This window comes from Vogesella aquatica, from assembly GCF_028548455.1.
GTDB classification, from domain to species: domain Bacteria; phylum Pseudomonadota; class Gammaproteobacteria; order Burkholderiales; family Chromobacteriaceae; genus Vogesella; species Vogesella aquatica.
The window spans coordinates 59814-80340 of sequence record NZ_JAQQLF010000012.1; the positions used below are offsets into that span (position 1 = coordinate 59814).

At 63.5% G+C, this 20527-nt stretch carries 16 protein-coding genes; 2 read left to right on the forward strand and 14 right to left on the reverse strand.

Annotation, left to right across the window (positions count from 1 at the left end):
- Both PQU95_RS10865 and rsgA read left to right on the forward strand, forming a co-directional pair.
- Positions 1-753 (forward strand): competence/damage-inducible protein A, encoded by a 753-nt coding sequence (locus PQU95_RS10865; protein WP_272752016.1) that lies wholly within the window; start codon positions 1-3, stop codon positions 751-753.
- Positions 754-1068: 315 nt separating this feature from the next.
- Positions 1069-2127, forward strand: a complete 1059-nt coding sequence (gene rsgA / locus PQU95_RS10870) for a ribosome small subunit-dependent GTPase A (RefSeq protein ID WP_272752017.1) — start codon at positions 1069-1071, stop codon at positions 2125-2127.
- A 94-nt stretch (positions 2128-2221) separates the two neighbouring features.
- Here the strand turns inward: rsgA and PQU95_RS10875 are convergent, their stop codons facing one another.
- The 14 genes from PQU95_RS10875 to PQU95_RS10940 form a co-directional block, all read right to left on the reverse strand.
- The gene (locus PQU95_RS10875) at positions 2222-3964 is read right to left on the reverse strand and encodes a DEAD/DEAH box helicase (protein WP_272752018.1); all 1743 of its coding nucleotides are present in this window, start codon (positions 3962-3964) and stop codon (positions 2222-2224) included.
- A gap of 242 nt (positions 3965-4206) precedes the next feature.
- A complete protein-coding gene (gene mmsB, locus PQU95_RS10880) occupies positions 4207-5094 on the reverse strand; it encodes a 3-hydroxyisobutyrate dehydrogenase (RefSeq protein WP_272752019.1) in 888 nt (295 codons plus the stop codon).
- A 16-nt stretch (positions 5095-5110) separates the two neighbouring features.
- Complete coding sequence (locus PQU95_RS10885; RefSeq protein ID WP_272752020.1) at positions 5111-6232, reverse strand: enoyl-CoA hydratase/isomerase family protein; 1122 nt, start codon at positions 6230-6232, stop codon at positions 5111-5113.
- Between the two features lie 123 nt (positions 6233-6355).
- Positions 6356-7135, reverse strand: a complete 780-nt coding sequence (locus PQU95_RS10890) for an enoyl-CoA hydratase (protein ID WP_272752021.1) — start codon at positions 7133-7135, stop codon at positions 6356-6358.
- A 319-nt stretch (positions 7136-7454) separates the two neighbouring features.
- A complete protein-coding gene (locus tag PQU95_RS10895; RefSeq protein WP_272752022.1) occupies positions 7455-8615 on the reverse strand; it encodes an acyl-CoA dehydrogenase family protein in 1161 nt (386 codons plus the stop codon).
- A gap of 113 nt (positions 8616-8728) precedes the next feature.
- Positions 8729-10228: a CoA-acylating methylmalonate-semialdehyde dehydrogenase gene (locus tag PQU95_RS10900; protein ID WP_272752023.1), complete on the reverse strand. Its 1500-nt coding sequence runs from the start codon at positions 10226-10228 to the stop codon at positions 8729-8731.
- A gap of 222 nt (positions 10229-10450) precedes the next feature.
- Positions 10451-11686: a phenylacetate--CoA ligase family protein gene (locus PQU95_RS10905; RefSeq protein ID WP_272752024.1), complete on the reverse strand. Its 1236-nt coding sequence runs from the start codon at positions 11684-11686 to the stop codon at positions 10451-10453.
- 358 nt (positions 11687-12044) lie between these two features.
- Positions 12045-12863 carry an ABC transporter ATP-binding protein gene (locus PQU95_RS10910; RefSeq protein WP_272752025.1) on the reverse strand — a complete coding sequence of 273 codons (819 nt, stop codon included), beginning with the start codon at positions 12861-12863 and terminating at the stop codon, positions 12045-12047.
- Between the two features lie 56 nt (positions 12864-12919).
- Positions 12920-14227, reverse strand: coding sequence for an ABC transporter substrate-binding protein (locus tag PQU95_RS10915; protein ID WP_272752026.1), 1308 nt, complete (start codon positions 14225-14227; stop codon positions 12920-12922).
- A gap of 107 nt (positions 14228-14334) precedes the next feature.
- Positions 14335-15399, reverse strand: a complete 1065-nt coding sequence (locus PQU95_RS10920) for a branched-chain amino acid ABC transporter permease (protein ID WP_272752027.1) — start codon at positions 15397-15399, stop codon at positions 14335-14337.
- Positions 15400-15402: 3 nt separating this feature from the next.
- Positions 15403-16290, reverse strand: a complete 888-nt coding sequence (locus PQU95_RS10925; RefSeq protein WP_272752028.1) for a branched-chain amino acid ABC transporter permease — start codon at positions 16288-16290, stop codon at positions 15403-15405.
- Positions 16291-16400: 110 nt separating this feature from the next.
- A complete protein-coding gene (locus PQU95_RS10930; protein WP_272752029.1) occupies positions 16401-17189 on the reverse strand; it encodes an ABC transporter ATP-binding protein in 789 nt (262 codons plus the stop codon).
- Positions 17186-19168 (reverse strand): AMP-binding protein, encoded by a 1983-nt coding sequence (locus PQU95_RS10935; protein WP_272752030.1) that lies wholly within the window; start codon positions 19166-19168, stop codon positions 17186-17188. The genes PQU95_RS10930 and PQU95_RS10935 overlap by 4 nt, the downstream gene beginning before the upstream one ends.
- Positions 19169-19474: 306 nt before the next feature.
- Positions 19475-20323 (reverse strand): 3-hydroxybutyryl-CoA dehydrogenase, encoded by an 849-nt coding sequence (locus PQU95_RS10940; protein ID WP_272752031.1) that lies wholly within the window; start codon positions 20321-20323, stop codon positions 19475-19477.
- Between the last annotated feature and the right edge of the window lie 204 nt (positions 20324-20527).

Here is a 20527-nt window from a genome sequence, read left to right on the forward strand (position 1 = left end):
ATGAAAACCGGTGCACTGATTATTGGTGACGAACTGCTGTCCGGCAAACGCCAGGACAAGCATATGCAGTCGCTGATCCGCATGTTGGCCGCACGCGGCATGAAGCTGGCGTGGGCCGAATACCTGGGCGATGACCCGGTACGCATCGAAGCCGTGCTGCGTCGTGCTTTTGCCAGTGGCGACCTGGTGTTCAGCTTTGGCGGTATCGGCGCCACGCCGGACGACCATACCCGTGCCTGCGCCGCCGCCGCGCTGGGTGAGCCGCTGACCGTGCACCCCGAAGCGCGCGCCTTGATAGAAGGGCGCTTTGGCGACGAAGCCTACCCGCACCGCATCCATATGGGTACCTTCCCCGCCAGCGCCAGCATCATCCCCAACCCCGTGAACCAGATTCCCGGCTTCAGCTGTGGCCATGTGCATTTTGTGCCGGGCTTCCCCAATATGGCCTGGCCGATGGTGGAGTGGGTGCTGGATAGCCACTACCGCCAGCTGTTCAGCGACAGCCCGGACGTAGAACGCAGCTGTATTGCGCTGGACGCGCGCGAGGGCGACCTGATCAGCCTGATGCAGGACTTTGTCGCCCGCTACCCGGCCTTGCGCCTGTCCAGCCTGCCCAGCTTCGGTAACGAGCGCATCGCCCAGATGCACATCGAATTCGGTTTTAGCGGCCAGCCGGCACTGGTGGATATCGCGCTGAGCGAATGGCAAAAGGCGCTGCAAGCCAAAGGCTATACCGTGCAGCCCAAGGGCTGAGTACAAATTGCCACAAGGTTGGCCGCATGGCCTGCGGCCAACCCTGGCGTGCTTGACCGGCAGCTGCCCGCTGCCGATACTGGCGCTTCGATAAATACCGCCAAGGAGACCGACATGGAAAAAATGGATCTTGCCATCGTGCCGGTCACCGTCTGAGCGGGTATCTCGCCATTTCCCAGCGCCTGCCGCTGTCTGCCTGACCCCTCATTCCGTGCCGCCGGCCTCAGCCAACCGGTGCCGCAGCCAGCCTGCGGCGTTAGCCCTTTACGGGCATGGCCCGCTGCATCCGCAAGCGGGCCCGTCACGGATACCGACATGTTCACATTCGATTTTTCCCGTCTGGCCACCATTGGCCTGACCCCTGTTTTACTGCAAAACCTGCTACAGCAAGCACAGTGCGACAGCAGCCTGTTTCGTGTCAGCGCGGTGCATCGCGATGCTGTGTTGTTGCACGATGGCGAGCACGAGCGACGTTGCCGGCTAGCCAGTAGCCAGTGGCAAGCCCTGCAGGCCGAAGAGGGCCTGGCCGTGGGCGACTGGGTACTGGCCGCCTGCGACCCCGCCGGCGACTGGTGGCTGCAACAGCGTTTGGAGCCTGTTAACGCGCTACTGCGGCGTAATAGCCACGGCCAGCGTCAGCGCATTGCCAGCAATATTGATACCGCACTGCTGGTGATGGGCCTGGACGGCGATTTCAACCTGCGCCGGCTGGAGCGCTTTGTCAGCATGGTGCAGGCGGCCGATATTACGCCGGTGATCGTGCTGAGCAAGGCCGACCAGTGTGCCGACCCGCAAGCCAGCATGCAGGCAGTACGCCAGCGCCTGCCTGCCGCCATGACAGTGCTGGCGCTAAATGGTAATGATGCGGCCAGCTGCGGCCAACTTGCCCCGTGGCTGGGGCAGGGGCAGACGCTGATTGTGCTGGGCAGCTCGGGTGTGGGCAAATCCACGCTCAGCAATACCTTGCTGGGTGAAGCCTGCCAGCAAACCGGCGCGGTACGGGCCGACGATAGCCGCGGCCGCCACACCACCACGGCGCGTAGCCTGCACCGGCTGCCAGGCGGCGCCTGCCTGATCGACACCCCCGGTGTGCGCACCTTGCAGCCAGACCTGGACGAGGTGGCGCTGGCCGACAGCTTTGACGATATCGCCCGCCTGGCAAAACAGTGCCAGTTTCGCGACTGCCAGCATCAGCACGAGCCGGGGTGTGCCGTGCGTCCAGTGGTCGATTCGGACCGCTTGCACAATTACTTCAAGCTATTGCGCGAGGCACGCCGTGGCAGCGAGAGCTTGCTGCAACGCAAGGCGCAGCAGGCGGTGTGGAAGCGGCGCAGCAAGGCCCTGCGGCAAAAGCAGAAATTGTTGCGTGATTGAGCAGCGTACCCGCCAATGAAAAAGCCGGTTATCCATGGATAACCGGCTTTTTTACACTGGCCAGCCAGCGAGGCTGGCATGGCGATACAGCGGATCAGGGCTTGCGCTTGGGCGCGCTGAACAGCGCAGCCTGTTGCTGGCGCGGTTTGCCGCCCTGGCCCTGGCGTGGGCCACCCTGGCCGCGCGGTTGTTGCTGCTGCATGCCGGCGTTTTGCTGGCGCGGCGGCTTGCGGCCGGTGAGCGTGCCCATGCTCAGCTCGTGCATGGTCAGCGTAGGCTGGCGCGGGCCGTCGTCGTGGAAGAAGTTACCGTTCGGCTCGCCTTGCGGTTTGCGTGGCTTCTCCTGGCGCGGCTGGCGTGGCTTGTCGCCGGCGGCTCTGGGCTGCTGCTGGTTGTCGCTGCGAGGCTTGCCGCCGTTGTTATTGCGGCGGGCATCGCCATTCTGGCCGCGTGGTGCCTGGGCTGGCTTGTCGCCAGCCGGTTTGGCGGTGCGCGGTGCACGCTGTTCCTGGGCTTCGCCGCTTTCACGCGGTGCCGGTTTGGCCTGGCGTGGTTTGCCACCCTGGCCCTGGCGCCCGCCCTGACCGCCGCGACGGTTATTGCCGCTGCTGCCGCCTTTCGGGGTGCTGGTGGGGGTGAGCGCGCCGTGAATATAGCGGCCCAGGCCGATTTCGATGGCTTGCGGCTCGGCGTTCGGGTCCGCTTCAAAACCAGGTACGGTAAAGCGTTCCACGGTTTGTTTGGTCAGCTTCTCGATGTCGCGCAGAAAGCCCAGCTCGTCTACGCACACCAGCGAGATAGCCTCGCCCACGCAGCCGGCGCGGCCGGTACGGCCGATGCGGTGTACGTAGTCTTCCGGCACATTGGGCAGCTCGTAGTTCACTACGTGTGGCAGCTCTTCGATATCCAGGCCGCGGGCGGCGATATCGGTGGCGACCAGCACGGGCAGGCTGCCGTCCTTGAAGCCGGCCAGCGCCTTGGTGCGGGCACCCTGGCTCTTGTTGCCGTGGATGGCCATGCTGGCGATGCCGGCTTTTTCCAGCTTCTCGGCCAAGCGGTTGGCACCGTGCTTGGTGCGGGTAAACACCAGTACCTGGTGCCAGTCGCCGCCCTTGATCATGCTGATCAGCAGCTCGGTTTTACGGTCGCGGTCGACCAGGTGCACCTTCTGGGTGATCTGGGCGTTGGTCTGGTTCGGGCGCGCCACCTCTACCAGCTTGGGCTGGTTCAGCAGCTTGTCGGCCAGTGTCTTGATCTCGTTGGAGAACGTGGCCGAGAACAACAGGTTCTGGCGTTGCTGCGGCAGCAGGGCCAGTACTTTCTTGATGTCGTGGATGAAGCCCATGTCCAGCATGCGGTCGGCTTCGTCCAGTACCAGGATTTCCACGCCGGACAAGTCGACGGTTTTCTGGCCGGCGTGGTCCAGCAGGCGGCCCGGTGTGGCTACCAGGATGTCTACCGGCTTGCGCAGCGCGGCAATCTGCGGGTTGATACCCACGCCACCGAACATCACCATAGATTTCAGCGGCAGGTATTTGCCGTACTCGCGCACGGATTCTTCCACCTGGGCAGCCAGTTCACGGGTGGGGGTGAGCACCAGTGCGCGCGGGCGGCCTTTCTGTTTGGCCGGGGCGTCCATCAGGCGGTGCAGCAGCGGCAGGGTGAAACCGGCGGTTTTGCCAGTACCGGTCTGGGCTGCGGCCAGCAGATCGCCACCCAGCAATACCTGGGGGATGGCTTGCGCCTGAATCGGGGTGGGGGTGGTGTAACCGGTGTCGGCCACGGCGCGCAGTAGCGGCTCGGCCAGACCCAGTGCAGCAAAAGTCAGTTCGGACATTTATTGTGCAATCAGGATGTCTGCCCATTGCAATGACAATACCAATCCGGGCGGACAAAACATTAGTTCATGGAGTGGGCCGGCAGGCTGCCTGGCCAGAGAGATAGTCGCGTTGATTGGTGGGGACGCGAAGCCGTAAGTTTACATTGAATAGCGTAACTGTGTTGATAAACCGCGCACTTTATAGAAAATATCCATAATGCAAGCCACGCTGCGGCCAGGCAGCGCGGCTTGCCGCAGGTCTAGCGCTGTGGGAACTGCTGCACAATGCTGGAAAAATCCAGCTTGCCGTTGCCGGCGGCTACGTGCGCCTCGAACAGCTGCTGCGCCTGGCTGCCCATGGGGTTGGCCGCCTGGCTCTGGCCGGCGGTTTCGCTGGCCAGACGCAGGTCTTTCAGCATCAGCTCGCTCATGAAGCCGCCGCTGTAGCCGCGGCTGGCCGGGGCGCTGTCCATCACGCCAGGCCACGGGTTGTAGCGCTCCAGCACCCAGTTGCTGCCCGAGCTGTTGCCCATGATTTGTGACAGCACGGCCGGGTCCAGGCCGTTTTGCACGCCCAGCGCCAGCGCTTCGGCGGTGCCGGCCATCAGGATGCCCAGCAGCATGTTGTTGCACACCTTGGCGGTCTGGCCGGCGCCGGCAGCGCCGGCGTGAAACAGGTTTTTGCCCATGCTGGCCAAGAGCGGGCGCGCGGCTTCCACGTTGGCTGCGTCGCCGCCGATCATGAAGGTGAGCGTGCCGGCTGCCGCACCGGCGGTGCCACCGGACACGGGTGCGTCCAGAAAGCGCAGCCCGGCCGCAGCGGCGGCTTCGGCTACGCCGCGCGCGGTGTGGGCGGCGATGGTGCTGCAATCGATCACCAGCGTGCCGGCCGGCAGGCGGGCAAACAGGCCGCTTTCGCCCAGGTACAGGCTTTCCACGTGCTGGCCGGCGGGCAGCATCGATACCACGACTTCGGCTCCGTCCACCGCCTGCTGTACGCTGTCGGCCGGGCGCCCGCCAGCGGCGGCAAACTGTTGCAGCGCGGTGGCAGACAAGTCGAAACCGTTCACGGTGTAGCCGGCTTTTACCAGGTTGGCCGCCATCGGGCCGCCCATATTGCCCAGGCCGATAAATGCGATATGCGTCATGTTGTGTGTCCTTTGATCAGGCCAGCGCGGCCAGCGGGTGGTCGGCAGCGCGCCAGGGTTGGGTAAAGTGGCCGGCCACGGTGTGGCTGTCCACGTCGGCCAGCGTAGGGCGTGCCCACTTGGGCTGGCGGTCTTTGTCCACCAGCAGCGCCCGCACGCCTTCGCGGAATTCCGGCCCGGCGCAGAAGTTCAGCGACAGCGCCAGCTCCATGCGCAAGACCTCGGCCAGCGACAGGTGGCGCGCGCGGCGGAAGATCTCCCAGGTGACGGCGGCGCTGGCAGGGCAGCCGGCCAGGTAGGTCTTGGCGGCGCTGGCCAGCCATGGGTCTTCGAAGGCGGTGTGGCGCAGCGCGTGGTCGATGGCGTGCAGCGAACCCTTGTTCATCAGCGTATGGATGGCCGGCAGATTGCGTTGCAGGGCGCTGTCGGCCAGCGTGTCGGCGTTCAGGTTTCCCAGCTCGCCCAGCAGGGCGGTCAGCCGCGCATGGTTGGCCGCAGGCTCGGCCTGCCAGTGGCTGGCAGCCATGGCGGCCAGCAGCGTGTCCCAGCCACTTTGTGGCAGGATGTGGTCGGCCAGGTTGGCCAGCAGCGCGTCGCGGGCGTTCAGCGGCGCGCCGGTCAGGCCCAGAAACAACCCGCTCTTGGCCGGCATGCGCTGCAGGAACCAGCTGCCTGCCACGTCCGGGTACAGGCCGATGGTGATTTCCGGCATCGCGATACGGGTGCTGGCGGTGGCCACGCGGTGGCTGGCGCCGGCCATCAGGCCCAGGCCGCCGCCCATCACGATGCCGCTGCCCCATACCAGCAGCGGTTTGCGGTAGGTATGGATGCGGTAGTCCAGCGCGTATTCGCGGGTGAAGAAGTCTTCGGCTACCGGGTTGGGGTAGCAGTTGTCGGCCAGGAGTGCATCGCGCAGCGCCCGCACGTCACCGCCGGCGCAGAAGGCTTTGTCACCAGTGCCGCGCAGTAGCACGGCGGCAATGCCGTCGTCGGCATCCCAGATCGACAGCCGCGCGTCCAGCAAGCGGATCATGTCCAGGTTCAGCGCGTTGAGCGCCTTGTCGGCATTCAGCGTGGCCACGCCCAGGCGCATGCCGGCGGCGGTGGCGATTTCGTCAAACAGCACAAGCTCGTTCATGGGGTTCTTTCTTTTTTGCCACGGAAGGCACGGACAAACACGGACCAGCTGCCAGATCGGCATGCAGGCGGGCCTGCCAGGGTTTGTTTTCGTGCATTTCGTGTATTCAGTGGCGAAAAGGGTTTAACGGTTTTTCCACACCGGTGCGCGTTTCTCCAGGAAGGCGTTCACGCCCTCACGCTGGTCTTCGCTGTCGAATAGCTTGATGAACAGCTCGCGCTCGTGGATCAGGTTGGCCGCAGGCGGCGCGTAACGGGCGCGCTGTACCAGTGTCTTGCAGGCGCTGACGGCTACCGGCGACTGGCGGCCAACCTTGTCGGCCAGCGCCAGTGCCGCGTCGCGCGCGCCGCCTTTGGGCACCACTTCTTCTACCAGGCCGATGCGCAATGCGGTGGCGGCGTCTACGCGCTCGCCGCACAGAATCATGCGTTTGGCCCAGCCTTCGCCTACCAGCCACGGCAGGTTCTGCGTGCCGCCGGCGCACGGCAGCAGGCCGACGGCGGCTTCCGGCAGCGCCATCTGCGCCTGCTCTTCGGCAATGCGGATGTCGCAGGCCAGCGCGCACTCCAGCCCGCCGCCCATCGCGTAGCCGTTGATGGCGGCGATGCTGACGCCACGGAAGCCGGACAGCGCTTCGAAGGCTGCGCCGAAGGCCATGGTGGCGCTGGCGGCGTGGCCTTTGTTGCCGTCGGCAAACTGCTTGAGGTCGGCACCGGCGCTGAAGAATTTTTCGCCCTCGCCGGTGATCACCAGCGCGTAGATGCTGCGGTCGGCGTTCAGGTCGGCTACCAGCTGCTGCAAGGCCTGCAGGCTGTCCAGCGTCCAGGTGTTGGCCGGCGGGTTGGCGATGGTGACCAGCGCGGTGTGGCCGATCTTTTCCACGTTGAGGTTGGTGTAGGACATGGTGTGGTTTCCTGTTGGTTGGCCACGAAAGACGGTTTATCCGGGATGTCTGTCGCGTGCTTTTATACTGGGTAGTGTGTTTGCAGCCTGAGTCTGTTTTTTGCCACGAACCCCACGGAAAAACACGAAAAGGTTCGAGTCTTGAGCCTGCTGTGTGCTCGATGGTGAACAACGCCGCGTTTTCTTTTTGGGCCACGAAATACACCGAAGGCACGGAAATACAGGGAAGCTGTTGTGTGATCTGGTCGTACCAATACGGGCTATCCTCGTCATTTTTCGTGCTTTTCGTGTGTTTTCGTGGCCAATCTGCCTTTTGTCCTTAGCGCAGGCTGTCCAGCGCGCCGTCCTGCAGCAGGCGGCGGGCGGTGATGACGCGCATGATCTCGTTGGTGCCTTCCAGAATCTGGTGCACGCGGTTGTCGCGTACATAGCGTTCCAGCGGGTACTCCTTGATATAGCCATAACCGCCGAACAGTTGCAGCGCTTCGTTGGCCACCTTGAAGCCGGTGTCGGTGGCCAGGCGCTTGGCCATGGCGCAATAGGCGGTGGCGTCGGGGCTGCCGTTGTCCAGCTGCCAGGCGGCCAGGCGCACCATCTGGCGCGCGGCAATCAGCTCGCAGGCCATGTCGGCCAGACGGAACTGCACGCTTTGCAGCTCGGCTAGCGGCTGGCCGAACTGTTGCCGTTCCTGCACGTAGCGGGTGGCGGCTTCCAGCGCGGCCTGGGCGGTGCCTACCGAGCAGGTGGCGATGTTGATGCGGCCGCCGTCCAGCCCTTTCATGGCGAAGGTGAAGCCCTGGCCTGCCTGCCCCAGCAGGTTGGCCGCCGGTACCCGCACGTTGTCGAAGGTGATGGTGCGCGTGGGCTGGCTGTTCCAGCCCATTTTCTTTTCTTTCTTGCCGTACTGGATGCCGGGCAGGTCGGCCGGCACCACCAGTGCCGAGATGCCTTTGGCGCCCGGCCCGCCGGTGCGCGCCATTACTACCAGCACGTCGGTGCTGCCGGCGCCGCTGATGAAGGCCTTGCTGCCGTTCAGTACGTAGTGCTCGCCGTCACGTTCGGCGCGGGTACGCAGGTTGGCCGCGTCGGAGCCGGCGCCCGGCTCGGTGAGGCAGTAGCTGCCAAACTTTTGGCCGGCAGCCAGCGCCGGTGCCCATTCTGCCGCCACGTCGGGGCGGGCAAAGCTGCCTATCATCCAGCTCACCATATTGTGGATGGTGAGGTAGGCGGTGGTGCTGGTGCAGCCGGCGGCCAGCGCCTCGAAGATGATGGCGGCGTCCAGCCGCGGCAGGCCCAGGCCGCCGTATTCGGTGGGGGTGTACAGGCCGCAGAAGCCCATCTCGCCGGCGCTGCGCAGCACGTCCAGCGGGAAGATTTCCTGTTCGTCCCAGTGTGCGGCGTGCGGTGCCAGCTCGCAGCGGGCAAACTCGCGGGCGCTGTCCTGGAAGGCCAGCTGTTCGTCGCTGAGTGCAAAATCCATGAACAATCCTTTGTCGAATGGGCCGGGTGGGGCGGTTGGCCTTGCCGTCCACCACGAAGCGCACGCCTGGCACGGCGGCTGTGGTGCGTTTCGTGGTTGGGGGGCGAAGCGGTTTATTTCAGCGAGATGGTGGTCTGCACCTTGCCGCTGCTGGCGTCGTCGTCGAACCAGCGGCTGGTGACGGTCTTGGTCTGGGTGTAGAACAGCACCACCTGCTTGCCGTACGGGCCCAGGTCGCCCAGCTTGGACGCGCGCGAGCCGGTAAAGCTGAACAGCGGCACCGGTACCGGAATCGGCACGTTCACCCCCACCTGGCCCACGTCGATGTCTTCCTGGAAGCAGCGGGCGGCGGCGCCGCTCTGGGTGAAGATGGCGGTGCCGTTACCGTTGGGGTTGGCGTTGATCAGCTCGATGGCCTCGTCCAGCGTGTCGGCGGCCATCAGGCACAGTACCGGGCCGAAGATTTCCTGCTCGTAGATGCTCATGCCCGGCTTCACGTCGCTGAAGATGGTGGGGCCGACAAAGTTGCCGTGCGGGTAGCCTGCCACGCTGACATCGCGGCCATCCAGCGCCAGGCTGGCGCCGTCGGCCACGCCGCGTTCGATCAGGCCATGGATGCGCTCGCGTGCGGCGCAGCTGATCACCGGGCCCAGGTCTGGGTTGTCGATGCCGGCGCCTACGCGCAGGCTTTGTGCCTTGGCCACCAGCTCCGGCAGCCACTGTTGTGCTTCGCCCACCAGAATGGCCACGCTCAGCGCCATGCAGCGCTGGCCGGCCGCGCCAAAGGCGGCGCCGGTGAGCTGGTTCAGCGCCTGTTCCTTGTTTGCGTCTGGCAGCACCACGGCGTGGTTTTTGGCGCCCATCATGCACTGCACGCGTTTGCCGGCCAGGCTGGCGCGGTTGTACACGTGGGTGCCGACGCGGGTGGAGCCGACAAAACTGATGGCCTTGATGTCGGGGTGGTCGCACAGTGCGTTCACCACGTCCGGCCCGCCGTGTACCACATTGAGCACGCCAGCCGGTACACCGGCCTGCAGCGCCAGCTCTACCAGCCGCATGGTGACCAGTGGGTCTTGCTCCGACGGCTTCAGCACGAAGGTGTTGCCGGTAGCGATGGCCATCGGGAACATCCACAGCGGAATCATGGCCGGGAAGTTGAACGGGGTAATGCCGGCGCACACGCCCAGCGGCTGCATCACGGTGTAGGTGTCTACGCCGCCAGCCACGTTTTCGGCGTACTCGCCCAGCTGCAGGGTGCCGATGTTGGCCGCGTGCTCCACCACTTCCAGCCCGCGGAAGATGTCGCCCTCGGCGTCGGCCAGGGTTTTGCCCTGTTCGGCGGTGAGCAGGGCGGCCAGCTCTTTCATGTTGTCGCGGATCAGCTGCTGCAGCTTCAGGAAGATGCGGGCGCGGGTGCCGATCGGGGTTTTCTTCCAGCGCGTGAACGCGGCCTTGCCGGCGGCGATGGCGGCTGCCACTTCGTCGGCGGTGGCCATCGGTACACGCGCCAGCACTTCCTGGGTGGCTGGGTTCACGACCTCGCGCCATTCGGTGGTGCGCGATTCGACAAATTCGCCGCCGATCAGCAGCTTGACGGTGGGCAGGTGCGACATGGGTGTTCTCCTGTGTGGCCGTGTGGGCACGGCTTGAGTATACGTTAACGTAAACGTCAATCGAGCATCAAATTAAAGCAAGTGCTTGGTTTTTTCCACCTTGCATGTTGGCCGCAGGCGGAAAACAGGGGGCGTGTGGCGGTAGTGGTACAGCGCTGCAGGCCGGTGCGGTATCGGAGGGCGATGCTGACATCACCCGCACACCGGCCAGCAGCCAGCCGATCAGGCCAGGCTGCGCTCGTCGGCGATGATTTTGCCGTCGGCTGGCAAGCTGCCCGGTGTACACAGGCAGACCTCGCCGCGCAGCTTGGTCAGCTCGCGCAGCGTGGCGGCCACACTGTCGCTGGTGGCAGCGTCGTGCGGGGCAGGGCACTCGGCGTGCAGCGTCATGCGATCCTGGTGTTCGTGTTGCTGTATCACCAGCCGCACCCGGCCCAGCTGCGGGTGGCGGGCGGCCACCGCGTGGACTTGCTCCGGGTGGACAAACATGCCTTTTACCTTGGCGCTTTGGTCGGCGCGCCCCAGCCAGCCCTGGATGCGCACATTGCTGCGCCCGCATATTGATGGGCCGGGTAGCGTGGCGGACAGGTCGCCGGTGGCAAAGCGGATCAGCGGATAATGACGGTCGAAGCTGGTGACCACCACTTCGCCCACTTCGCCGTCGGCTACTGGCTGGCCGCTGCCGGGGCTGACCAGCTCCAGCAATACGCCTTCGTCTACTACCATGCCGGCACCTGGCTGGCTTTCGTAGGCGATCAGCCCCAGGTCGGCGGTGGCGTAGCACTGGAATACGGTGACGCCGCGTTCGGCAAACCAGGCGCGCAGGCTGGCCGGTAGTGCCTCGCCGCTGACCAGTGCTTTGTCGAGGCGGGGCAACGCCACGCCCAGCTGTTCGGCTTTTTCCAGGATCAGTTTCAGGAACGACGGCGTGCCGGTATAGCCGCTGGCGCCCAGGTCGCGCATGGCCTGCACTTGCAGCTCGGTTTGCCCGGTGCCGCCGGGAAACACCGCGCAACCCAGTGCGCGGGCGCCGGCGTCCATCATCCAGCCACCGGGGGTGAAGTGGTAGGAAAAGCCGTTGTGTACCACGTCGCCGGCGCGGAAGCCGGCGGCGTACAGGGCGCGGCTCATGCGCCAGCTGTCGGCCTCGTGGCCTTGTGGTTCATACAGTGGCCCGGGCGAGGCAAATAGCCTCGCTGCCTGGCCGGTTAGCTGCGTGGCAAATCCGCCAAACGGCGGGCTGGCCTGCTGTGCGGCCAACAGTGCCGATTTGCGCGTGAGCGGCAGCGTAGCCAGTGCGGCCAGGCTGGTGATGCGCAGGCAGTCTATGTCGGCCAGCAGGCGGGCGTAGGCCGGGCTGTGGGTTTTGGCGTGTGCCAGCTGGGCCGGCAGGCGTGCCAGCAGCGCAGCCAGCCGGTCGCTGTGGGTGCGGGTTTCCAGTGCGTCGAGATGGGGCATGGTGGCGGTTTCCTGGTTGATGGATGCGTCGTGGCCGTCGCGGCAGCTATTTTTGGCCACGAAATCCACGAAAAAACACGAACAAAAGCCAACCCCGGGTGTCACCCGGCCGCGTGATGCACCTCATGCAGGGTGCGGGAACGACGCTGCTGCAGGGGTACGGCATGAAGCCATGCATGCTTGATGTCATTCATGCTTCGACAGGCACCCCACGAACGGCATCCGGCAGCGGCCCGGTTTGCCAGTGCCGTGCAAGGCTTGCCGGCGATACGCGCATGGCGTTCTTGGTTTGCTGGGCCTTTTTCGTGTCTTTCGTGTTTTCGTGGCAAAGGGTAGCCGTTGCTGCCCTGGCAAAACATCACGCCAGCCAGCGTTTGCGGCGGCGGTAGTGCTTGACGTCGCGGAAGCTCTTGCGGCCCTCTCCCCCCAGGCCCAGATAGAATTCTTTGACGTCTTCGTTGCTGCGTAGCTCGTCGGCGCTGCCGTCCATCACCACGCGGCCGTTTTCCAGGATGTAGCCGTAGTGGGCGTACTTCAGCGCTACATTGGTGTTCTGTTCTGCCAGCAGGAAGCTGACACCTTCTTTTTCGTTGAGCTCGCGCACGATCTCGAAGATTTCTTCCACGATCTGCGGCGCCAGGCCCATCGATGGTTCGTCCAGCAGGATCATGCGCGGGTCGGCCATCATGGCGCGGCCGATGGCTACCATCTGTTGCTCGCCCCCGCTGGTGTAGCCCGCCTGGCTCTGGCGCCGGGTTTTCAGGCGGGGGAAGTAGTGATAGATGCGCTCCAGCGCCAGCTTGATTTCGCTGCGGCTGATGGCGCGGGTGTAGGCCCCGGTCAGCAGGTTTTCCTCCACGGTGAGGTGGCCAAAGCAATGGCGGCCTTCCATCACCTGTACCACGCCCTGGCGCACCAGCTGGTCTGGTGTCAGCGCATCGATACGTTGGCCGCGAAAGGCGATGCTGCCCTTGGTAATGTCGCCGCGCTCGGCGCGCAACAGGGTGGAAATGGCTTTCAGTGTGGTGCTTTTACCGGCGCCGTTGGCACCGAGCAGAGCCACGATCTGGCCTTCGGGCACGTCCAGCGACACGCCTTTGAGCACCAGAATCACGTGGTTGTAGATGACTTCGATATTGTTGACCGATAGCAGGTAAGGGCTAGACGTTGTGTGCATGGCAGGGCTCCCTCCATGGCCGGGGCGCGGTGCCCCGGCCGGCTTGTGTGCAGTGCTTATTTCTCGGCGTTGCAGTCGCGCAGGGTGATGCCTTTTTCCTGCACGTATTTTTCAACCGAAGCCTTGATCAGCGGCAGCGTGACGCTGGTGTCGGCCTTGATCCAGCCGGAAACCGGCTTCCAGTCCTTGCCGTCCCATTGCATGAAGCGGGTGTAACCGCTGCCCTCGTGGTTCTGGCAGCTGGTGCGTACCTGCGGGAACATATCGGTGACGCCTAGTGCTTGCTGGCGCTTGGCGTCGATGTTGATGTTTTCCATGCCCCAGCGGATCTGGTCGCCGCTGAGGGTTTTGGCGCCGTATTTCTTCTGTGCGGCGCGGATGGCTTCCACCATCAGGATGCCGCTGACCACGCCGCGGTTATAGTTCACGGTACCCATATAGCCCTTGTCAGACAGGTTGCCCTTGCCTGCGCCGTACACCACTTTCTCGATATCCTGGATCACCGGGAACTGCTTGCCGTCCAGCGCAAAGCTGCCGGCAATGTAGCCCTTGGCGGCTTCGCCGGCGGCGATGGCGTCTTCTTCCGAACCGCCCCACCAGTTGGACACGATCTGTTCACGCGGGTAGCCCACTTTCTGCGCCGATTTCAGCGCTGCCGGCGTCATCACGCCCCAGCTGCGCAGAACCACAAAATCCGGGCGCTCGCGGCGGATGTCCAGCCACTGCGATTGCTGCTCGGTGCCCGGCGCCGGTACCTCGATGTGCTTCAGCTCGAAGCCGTGCTTTTTGGCCATGGCATCCAGTACCGGAATGGTTTCCTTACCGTAGGCCGAGCCGTGGTACAGGTTGACGATCTTCTTGCCGCGCAGCTTGTCCATGCCGCCCAGGCGCTGGCCGATGAACTGGATCTTGGCGGTAGCCTGGCTCCAGTAGCTGGTGATCAGCGGGAAGGTGTACTTGAAGGCGCGGCCATCCTGCGCGTCTGCCCGGCCGAAGCCCATGGTCATCAGCGGGATCTTGTCCTTGTCGGCGCGATCCATCACCGCGTAGGTAATGCCGGTGGACATGAAGTTGAAGGCGCTGGCGCCGCCGTTCTTGGCTTTCAGGCGCTCGTAGCACTCCACGCCGCGGTCGTTCTTGTATTCGGTTTCACACTCTTCGTAGGTCAGCTTTACCCCGCCGACGCCGCCTTCCTTCAGGTTGACGTAGTTCAGGTAGTCGATCATGCCGCCGTAGAACTTGGCGCCACCCGAGGCGTAGGGGCCGACACGGTAGCTGGGGATAGGGATGAACTGGTCGGCGGCCAGAGCGCTACCGGCCACGGTGGCCAGTACCAGGGATGCGGCGATGATGGTCTGTTTCATGGTTCTCTCTCCAGGTCTTGTTGTGCTGCTGTGTTGTGGCTGGCTTGCGGCCAACCTTTGTAATCCGGTTTGCCGCCCCGCTTGCGGGCAGGGCGGCCGGGTGTGGCTCAATGCGGGAACGGCCACACGCGCAGTTTTTCCTTGGCGATCTGCCATAGCCGCGCCAGGCCGTGCGGCTCCACGATCAGGAAGAAAATGATCAGGCCGCCGAACAGCATCATTTCCAGGTTGGCCAGAAACTGCGTGCTGATGGCGCCGTGAAATACCTGGCCGAGCAGGTTCAGGCAGATCGGCAGCAGCACGATGAAGGCGGCGCCCAGGAAGGACCCCAGAATGCTGCCCACGCCGCCGATGATGATCATGAACAGGATCTGGAACGAGCGGTGCAGGTCGAAGGCCTGGGCGTCTACCGTGCCCAGCAGCACGAAGGCGTACAGCGCGCCGGCCACGCCGCAGTAGAACGAGCTGATGGCAAAGGCCAGCAGCTTGGTGCGCAGCATGCGGATACCGATCACCTCGGCCGCTACGTCCATGTCGCGTACCGCCATCCAGGCGCGGCCGATGCTGGCGCGTGCCATATTCTTGGCCGCCAGCGCCATGAAGGCGACGATGGCCAGCGTCAGCAGGTACTTGCTGGCCGGAGTGTCGATGGGGTAGCCGAAGATCTGCATCGCTGGGGCGCTGATCACGCCGGAGCTGCTGTCATTGCTGAACCAGCTGAATTTGGTGAACACCCATTCGATGAAGAACTGTGCCGCCAGCGTGGCCACCGCCAGGTAAAACCCCTTGATGCGCAGGGACGGCAGGCCGAATGCCACGCCTACCAGCGCCGCGCACAGGCCGCCGAGGAACAGCGCCAGCAGCAGTGGCATGCCGGGGATGCGGATCATGAAGTTGTAGGTGGCAAAAGCGCCCACCGCCATGAATGCGGCCGAGCCCAGTGACAGCTGGCCGGCGTAACCGGTAAGGATGTTCAGCCCCAGTGCCGCCAAAGACAGGATCAGGAAGGGGATCAGGATGCCGGACAGCAGGTAGTCGCTGGCCAGCCCCGGTACGGCCACAAAAGACAGGGCCAGCAGGGCCGCAATGAATACCCGGTCCTGCGCGATGGTAAAAATGGCAGAGTCTGCCGCGTAGCTACTCTTGAATTGCCCCGATTCACGGTAGAACATGGTTTACACCCTCTCGATGTGTTTTTCGCCGAACAGGCCTTCCGGGCGTACCAGCAGGAACAGCAATGCCAGCATGTACGGGAACCAGTTTTCGATGCCGCCAGACAGGAACGGCCCCAGATAAACCTCGGCCAGCTTTTCGCCCGCCCCGATGATCAGGCCGCCGACAATGGCACCCGGCACCGAGGTAAAACCGCCCAGTATCAGTACCGGCAGTGCCTTCAGTACCACCAGGGTCAGGGCAAACTGCACACCCAGGCGCGAGCCCCACAGCAGGCCGGCCACCAGCGCTACAAAGCCGGCTACGCCCCACACGATGGCCCAGATGTGCTTGAGCGGAATACCCACCGACATGGCGGCCTGGTGGTCGTCGGCCACCGCGCGCAGCGCGCGGCCCAGCTTGGTTTTGCTGAAAAACAGCGCCAGCGTGGCCACCAGGGTGCCGCACACCGCAGCGGCAAACAGGTCAAATTTGGAAATGAACACCCCGGCCACGTCGAACGGTTCGTCGGCAATGCCCAGCTCCAGGCCGTGCACGTCGGTGCCCCATACCATTTGCGCCAGGCCTTCCAGAAAGAAGGACAGCCCGATGGTGGCCATGAACAGGGTGATCGGCGGCTGGTTCACCAGCGGCCGTAACACCACGCGCTCTATGCCCACACCTAGCGCCACCATCAGTACCAGCGTGAGCAGCAGCGCCAGCCAGAACGGCACCCCCATGGCCTGGATGGACACAAACGACAGCGCGGCAAACAGCACCATCGCACCCTGGGCAAAGTTGAATACCCCGGACGCCTTGTAGATCAGCACAAAGCCCAGTGCCACCAGCGAATACATCACGCCGGCGAGCAGGCCGCCCACCAGCACCTCCAGAAAAAACTGCCATTCCATGACTTGCTCCTTTCATGCTTGCGGCCAACCTTTAATGCCTTTGTCCTGATTTTTGGCAAGGCAAGGGCTGCCGTGCCACGCGGGCACGGGTTGGGCTGCAGGCTGTGGGGTTAGTGGCTGCCGCCGAGGTAGGCGGCGATCACGTCGGGGTTGACGCGGATTTCATCCGGGCTGCCGTCACCGATCTTCTTGCCGTAGTCCAGCACCACGATGCGGTCGGAGATGTCCATCACCACGCCCATATCGTGTTCGATCAGCACGATGGTGGTGCCGAATTCGTCGTTCACATCCAGGATAAAGCGGCACATGTCCTGCTTTTCTTCCACGTTCATGCCGGCCATCGGTTCGTCCAGTAACAGCATGCTGGGTTCGGCTGCCAGCGCGCGGGCGAGCTCCACCCGTTTTTGCAGGCCGTAGGGCAGGCGGCCCACCGGGGTTTTGCGGATGTGCTGGATCTCCAGAAAATCGATGATTTTTTCCACGTAGGCGCGCTGGGCGATTTCCTCGCGCTGGGCGCGGCCCCAGTACAGCGCCTGCTGGATAAAGTTGGCGCGCATTTTCAGGTTGCGCCCGGTCATGATGTTGTCCAGCACGCTCATGCCCTTGAACAGCGCAATGTTCTGGAAGGTGCGCGCAATACCCTGGCGGGCGGCTTCGTGCGGGCGCATGCGTTCCCGTGTTTTGCCGCGGTACACCACATGGCCTTGCTGCGGGTGGTAAACACCATTGATCACGTTCAGCATGGAGCTCTTGCCGGCGCCATTGGGGCCGATAATGGACAGGATCTCGTGCTCGCGTACCTCCAGGCTGATATTGGACAGGGCTTTCACGCCGCCGAAGGAGAGCGAGATGGCCTCGGCCTGCAGGATAACGTCGCCGATTTTGCGGTGCGGGTTCATGCGGCCTCCGTGACGATGGCTGGGTAGGTCTTGGCGTCGCGAATCTGCAGCGTGGCGCGTAGCTGGCCGCTACGGCCATCTTCGAATTTCACTACGGTGTCGATACTGCACACCTGGCTGCCGTCGTACAGCGCGTCGATCAGCGGGGCGTAGCGCTCGGCGATGAACTTGCGCCGAACCTTGCGGGTACGGGTGAGCTCGCCATCGTCGGCGTCCAGCTCCTTGTGCAGGATCAGGAAGCGCCTGATCTGGCTGCCGTGCAGCTTGGGGTCGCGCGCCAGGTCGGCGTTCATTTTCTCTATGCATTCGCGGATCAGCTCGTACACCGGTGCCTGGCCGGCCAGGTCGGTATAGCCGGTGTAGGGCAGGCCGCGCTTTTCTGCCCAGTTGCCTACTGCGGTGAGGTCGATATTGATGAAGGCGGTGGTGTAGTCCTGGCCATCGCCAAATGCAACGACTTCCTTGATGTGCTGGAAGAACTTCAGCTTGTTTTCCAGGTATTTTGGGGCAAACAGGCTGCCATTGGTCAGCCGGCCTACGTCTTTGGCGCGATCGATGATTTTCAGCTGGCCATCTTCGTCGAAGTAGCCGGCATCACCGCTCAGCACCCAGCCCTCGGCGTTGCGGGTTTCATTGGTAGCGTCCGGGCGCTGCCAGTAGCTGTGGAAGGTGCCGGGGCCACGGAACAGCACTTCGCCGTTGTCGGCAATCTTTACCTCTACGCCCGGCACCGGTACGCCCACCGTATCCGGCTTCACCTTGTCGTTAGGGTGTACACACACCATCACGTAGGCCTCGGTCTGGCCATATAGCTGTTTGATGTTGACGCCGATGGCGCGGTAGAAATCAAACAGCTCGGGGCCGATGGCTTCGCCGGCGGTATAGGCCAGCTTCAGCCGGGTGAAGCCCAGCACGTTCTTCACCGGGCCGTACACCAGGTATTCGCCCAGCTTGTAGCCCAGGCGGTCCCAGAAGCCTACCGGCTTGCCTTCCAGGATGTCGGTGCCCACACGACGGGCGTGGTTCATGAAGTAGTGGAACAGCCAGTATTTGAAGCGGCCGGCGTCTTCCATGCGGATCATCACCTGGGTCAGCAGGTTCTCGTACACGCGCGGCGGGGCAAAATAGTAGGTGGGGCCGATCTCGCGCATGTCGGTCATCACGGTGTCGCTGCTTTCCGGGCACGATACGCAAAAGCCGGTGACCAGTGACTGCGCGTAGGAAAACAGGTTGTCGCCTACCCAGGCCATGGGTAGATAGGCCAGCACCTCTTCGTGCTCGGTCAGTCCTTCAAGGTTGGCCGCATTGCGTGCGGTGATGATCATGCTGTCGTAGGTGTGCAGCACCCCCTTGGGGTGGCCGGTGGTGCCGCTGGTGTACAGCATGATGGCCGGGTCGCTGCCACGGCCCATGTCTACCATGCTCTGGAAAAACAGCGGGTGTTCATCGTGGTGAATGCGGCCGGCGCCGAGGATCTCGGCCATGTCGTACACGCCATCGTGCTGGTAGTGGCGCATGCCGCGCGGGTCGTCGTACACCATCGCTTGCAATGCCGGTAGCCGGTCGCGGATTTCCAGCAGCTTGTCGACCTGCTCCTGGTCTTCTACTACGGCCATGCTCACCTCCGCATCGCCCAGGACAAATACCATCTCTTCTGCTGCGGCATCCTGATACAGCGGTACCGGAATGCCACCCATGCATTGTGCGGCCATGATCGCCATGTACAGGCGCGGGCGGTTGTCGCCGATTACGGCCAGGCGGTCGCCGCGCTTGAAGCCTTTGGCCGACAGGCCCAGCGCCAGGGCGCGTACTTCTGTGGCGACTTCGTCCCAGTCCCAGGTTTGCCATATACCCAGGTCTTTTTCGCGCATGGCCGGGCGGGCGCTACGCTCTCTGGCATGGGCCTGTAGCAGCTTGGGAAAGGTGTCGGCCACACTTTCTTGCACCAGGGCAGGCCGTATGGATTCAAGCTTTGCCATCTCTCTGTGTCTCCTGTGTTCTTGTGTTGGCCGCGTGGGCAGCCGAGATACAACCGGCCCTCTGCTGGGGCTTTGCATGGGGTGGTGCGGAAAAACCGGTACGGATGGGGCGGCAGCGGGGGTGGGCTGCGCAGATGGCGCAAGGCTTGTGGCCTTGTCGTTAACGTAAACGTCAACTTTATGTGAGCAAGCTAAAGCAAGCGCTCAGTTTTATGCAATGGGATTGCAATAAGATAGGGCAATGTGGCGTTGTTGCATGTGGTAGTTCCGTCACAACATGGCGACTGCCGTGACGGAACCTGCTGATTAATATTGGAAAAAGCCCTTGCCGCTCTTGCGCCCCAGCTGGCCGGCGGCCACCAGTTGCACCAGCAGCGGGCAGGCGCGGTACTTGGAGTCGCGGAACTCGCGATACAGGATGTCCATGATGGACAGGCAGGTATCCAGCCCGATCAGGTCAGCCAGTGCTAGCGGGCCTATGGGGTGGTTCATGCCCAGTTTCATCACGGTGTCGATGTCTTCGGCGGCGGCCAGGTTTTCATACAGCACAAAGGCGGCCTCGTTGATCATCGGCATCAGCACGCGGTTGGATACAAAGCCGGCCCCGTCTTTTACCGTTACCGGGGTTTTGCCCAATTCCAGGCTTAGGGCGTGAATACGGGCATGGGTATCGTCGCTGGTTTGCAGTGCGCGGATAATTTCCACCAGCTGCATCAGCGGTACCGGGTTCATGAAGTGCATGCCGATCACGCGTTCCGGCTTTTTCACCCACGAGGCGATGGTGGTGAGCGAGATCGACGAAGTGTTGGACGCCAGAATGGTGTCTGCCGGCACGGCGTCTGCCAGCTGGCGGAAGATCTGCTCTTTTATTTGCGCGTTCTCGGTGGCGGCCTCTACCACCAGTTCGCACGCTGCCAGCTCGGCAAGCTGGGTGCTGCCACGGATGCGCGATAATACCGATACGGCCTCGTTGTCGTTGAGTATGCCTTTTTTTACCAGTCGGCTGAGGCTGCTGCTGATGGCGGCCAGGCCGCGATCCAGTGCGGCTTGCGATACGTCGGTGAGGATGACGCTAAAGCCGGCCTGGGCAAAAACCTGGGCAATACCGTTGCCCATGGTGCCGGCGCCGACTACGCCTACGGTGCGAGAAGTCATGACGGGTCTCCTGTTTGCGGAACAATACGGTTGGGACAAGTTCCAGTTTACGTTAACGTAATCTATGCTGTCATCAGGCGTGCAATGCTTGTTTCGGTTTGTAGCTGCCGCTACGCCCGGCGTGCCTGTGTTGCGCTGCCGTATTACAATTGCGCGTCGCTTCATTAGCGCCCACCCACTGCAGTGACCGAACCAGGAGACGTC

Bases quoted from the DNA above. Each gene is read 5' to 3' on its own strand.
- PQU95_RS10865 (WP_272752016.1), top strand. From the start codon at position 1: ATGAAAACCGGTGCACTGATTATTGGTGACGAACTGCTGTCCGGCAAA.
- rsgA (WP_272752017.1), top strand. From the start codon at position 1,069: ATGTTCACATTCGATTTTTCCCGTCTGGCCACCATTGGCCTGACCCCT.
- PQU95_RS10875 (WP_272752018.1), bottom strand. From the start codon at position 3,964: ATGTCCGAACTGACTTTTGCTGCACTGGGTCTGGCCGAGCCGCTACTG.
- mmsB (WP_272752019.1), bottom strand. From the start codon at position 5,094: ATGACGCATATCGCATTTATCGGCCTGGGCAATATGGGCGGCCCGATG.
- PQU95_RS10885 (WP_272752020.1), bottom strand. From the start codon at position 6,232: ATGAACGAGCTTGTGCTGTTTGACGAAATCGCCACCGCCGCCGGCATG.
- PQU95_RS10890 (WP_272752021.1), bottom strand. From the start codon at position 7,135: ATGTCCTACACCAACCTCAACGTGGAAAAGATCGGCCACACCGCGCTG.
- PQU95_RS10895 (WP_272752022.1), bottom strand. From the start codon at position 8,615: ATGGATTTTGCACTCAGCGACGAACAGCTGGCCTTCCAGGACAGCGCC.
- PQU95_RS10900 (WP_272752023.1), bottom strand. From the start codon at position 10,228: ATGTCGCACCTGCCCACCGTCAAGCTGCTGATCGGCGGCGAATTTGTC.
- PQU95_RS10905 (WP_272752024.1), bottom strand. From the start codon at position 11,686: ATGCCCCATCTCGACGCACTGGAAACCCGCACCCACAGCGACCGGCTG.
- PQU95_RS10910 (WP_272752025.1), bottom strand. From the start codon at position 12,863: ATGCACACAACGTCTAGCCCTTACCTGCTATCGGTCAACAATATCGAA.
- PQU95_RS10915 (WP_272752026.1), bottom strand. From the start codon at position 14,227: ATGAAACAGACCATCATCGCCGCATCCCTGGTACTGGCCACCGTGGCC.
- PQU95_RS10920 (WP_272752027.1), bottom strand. From the start codon at position 15,399: ATGTTCTACCGTGAATCGGGGCAATTCAAGAGTAGCTACGCGGCAGAC.
- PQU95_RS10925 (WP_272752028.1), bottom strand. From the start codon at position 16,290: ATGGAATGGCAGTTTTTTCTGGAGGTGCTGGTGGGCGGCCTGCTCGCC.
- PQU95_RS10930 (WP_272752029.1), bottom strand. From the start codon at position 17,189: ATGAACCCGCACCGCAAAATCGGCGACGTTATCCTGCAGGCCGAGGCC.
- PQU95_RS10935 (WP_272752030.1), bottom strand. From the start codon at position 19,168: ATGGCAAAGCTTGAATCCATACGGCCTGCCCTGGTGCAAGAAAGTGTG.
- PQU95_RS10940 (WP_272752031.1), bottom strand. From the start codon at position 20,323: ATGACTTCTCGCACCGTAGGCGTAGTCGGCGCCGGCACCATGGGCAAC.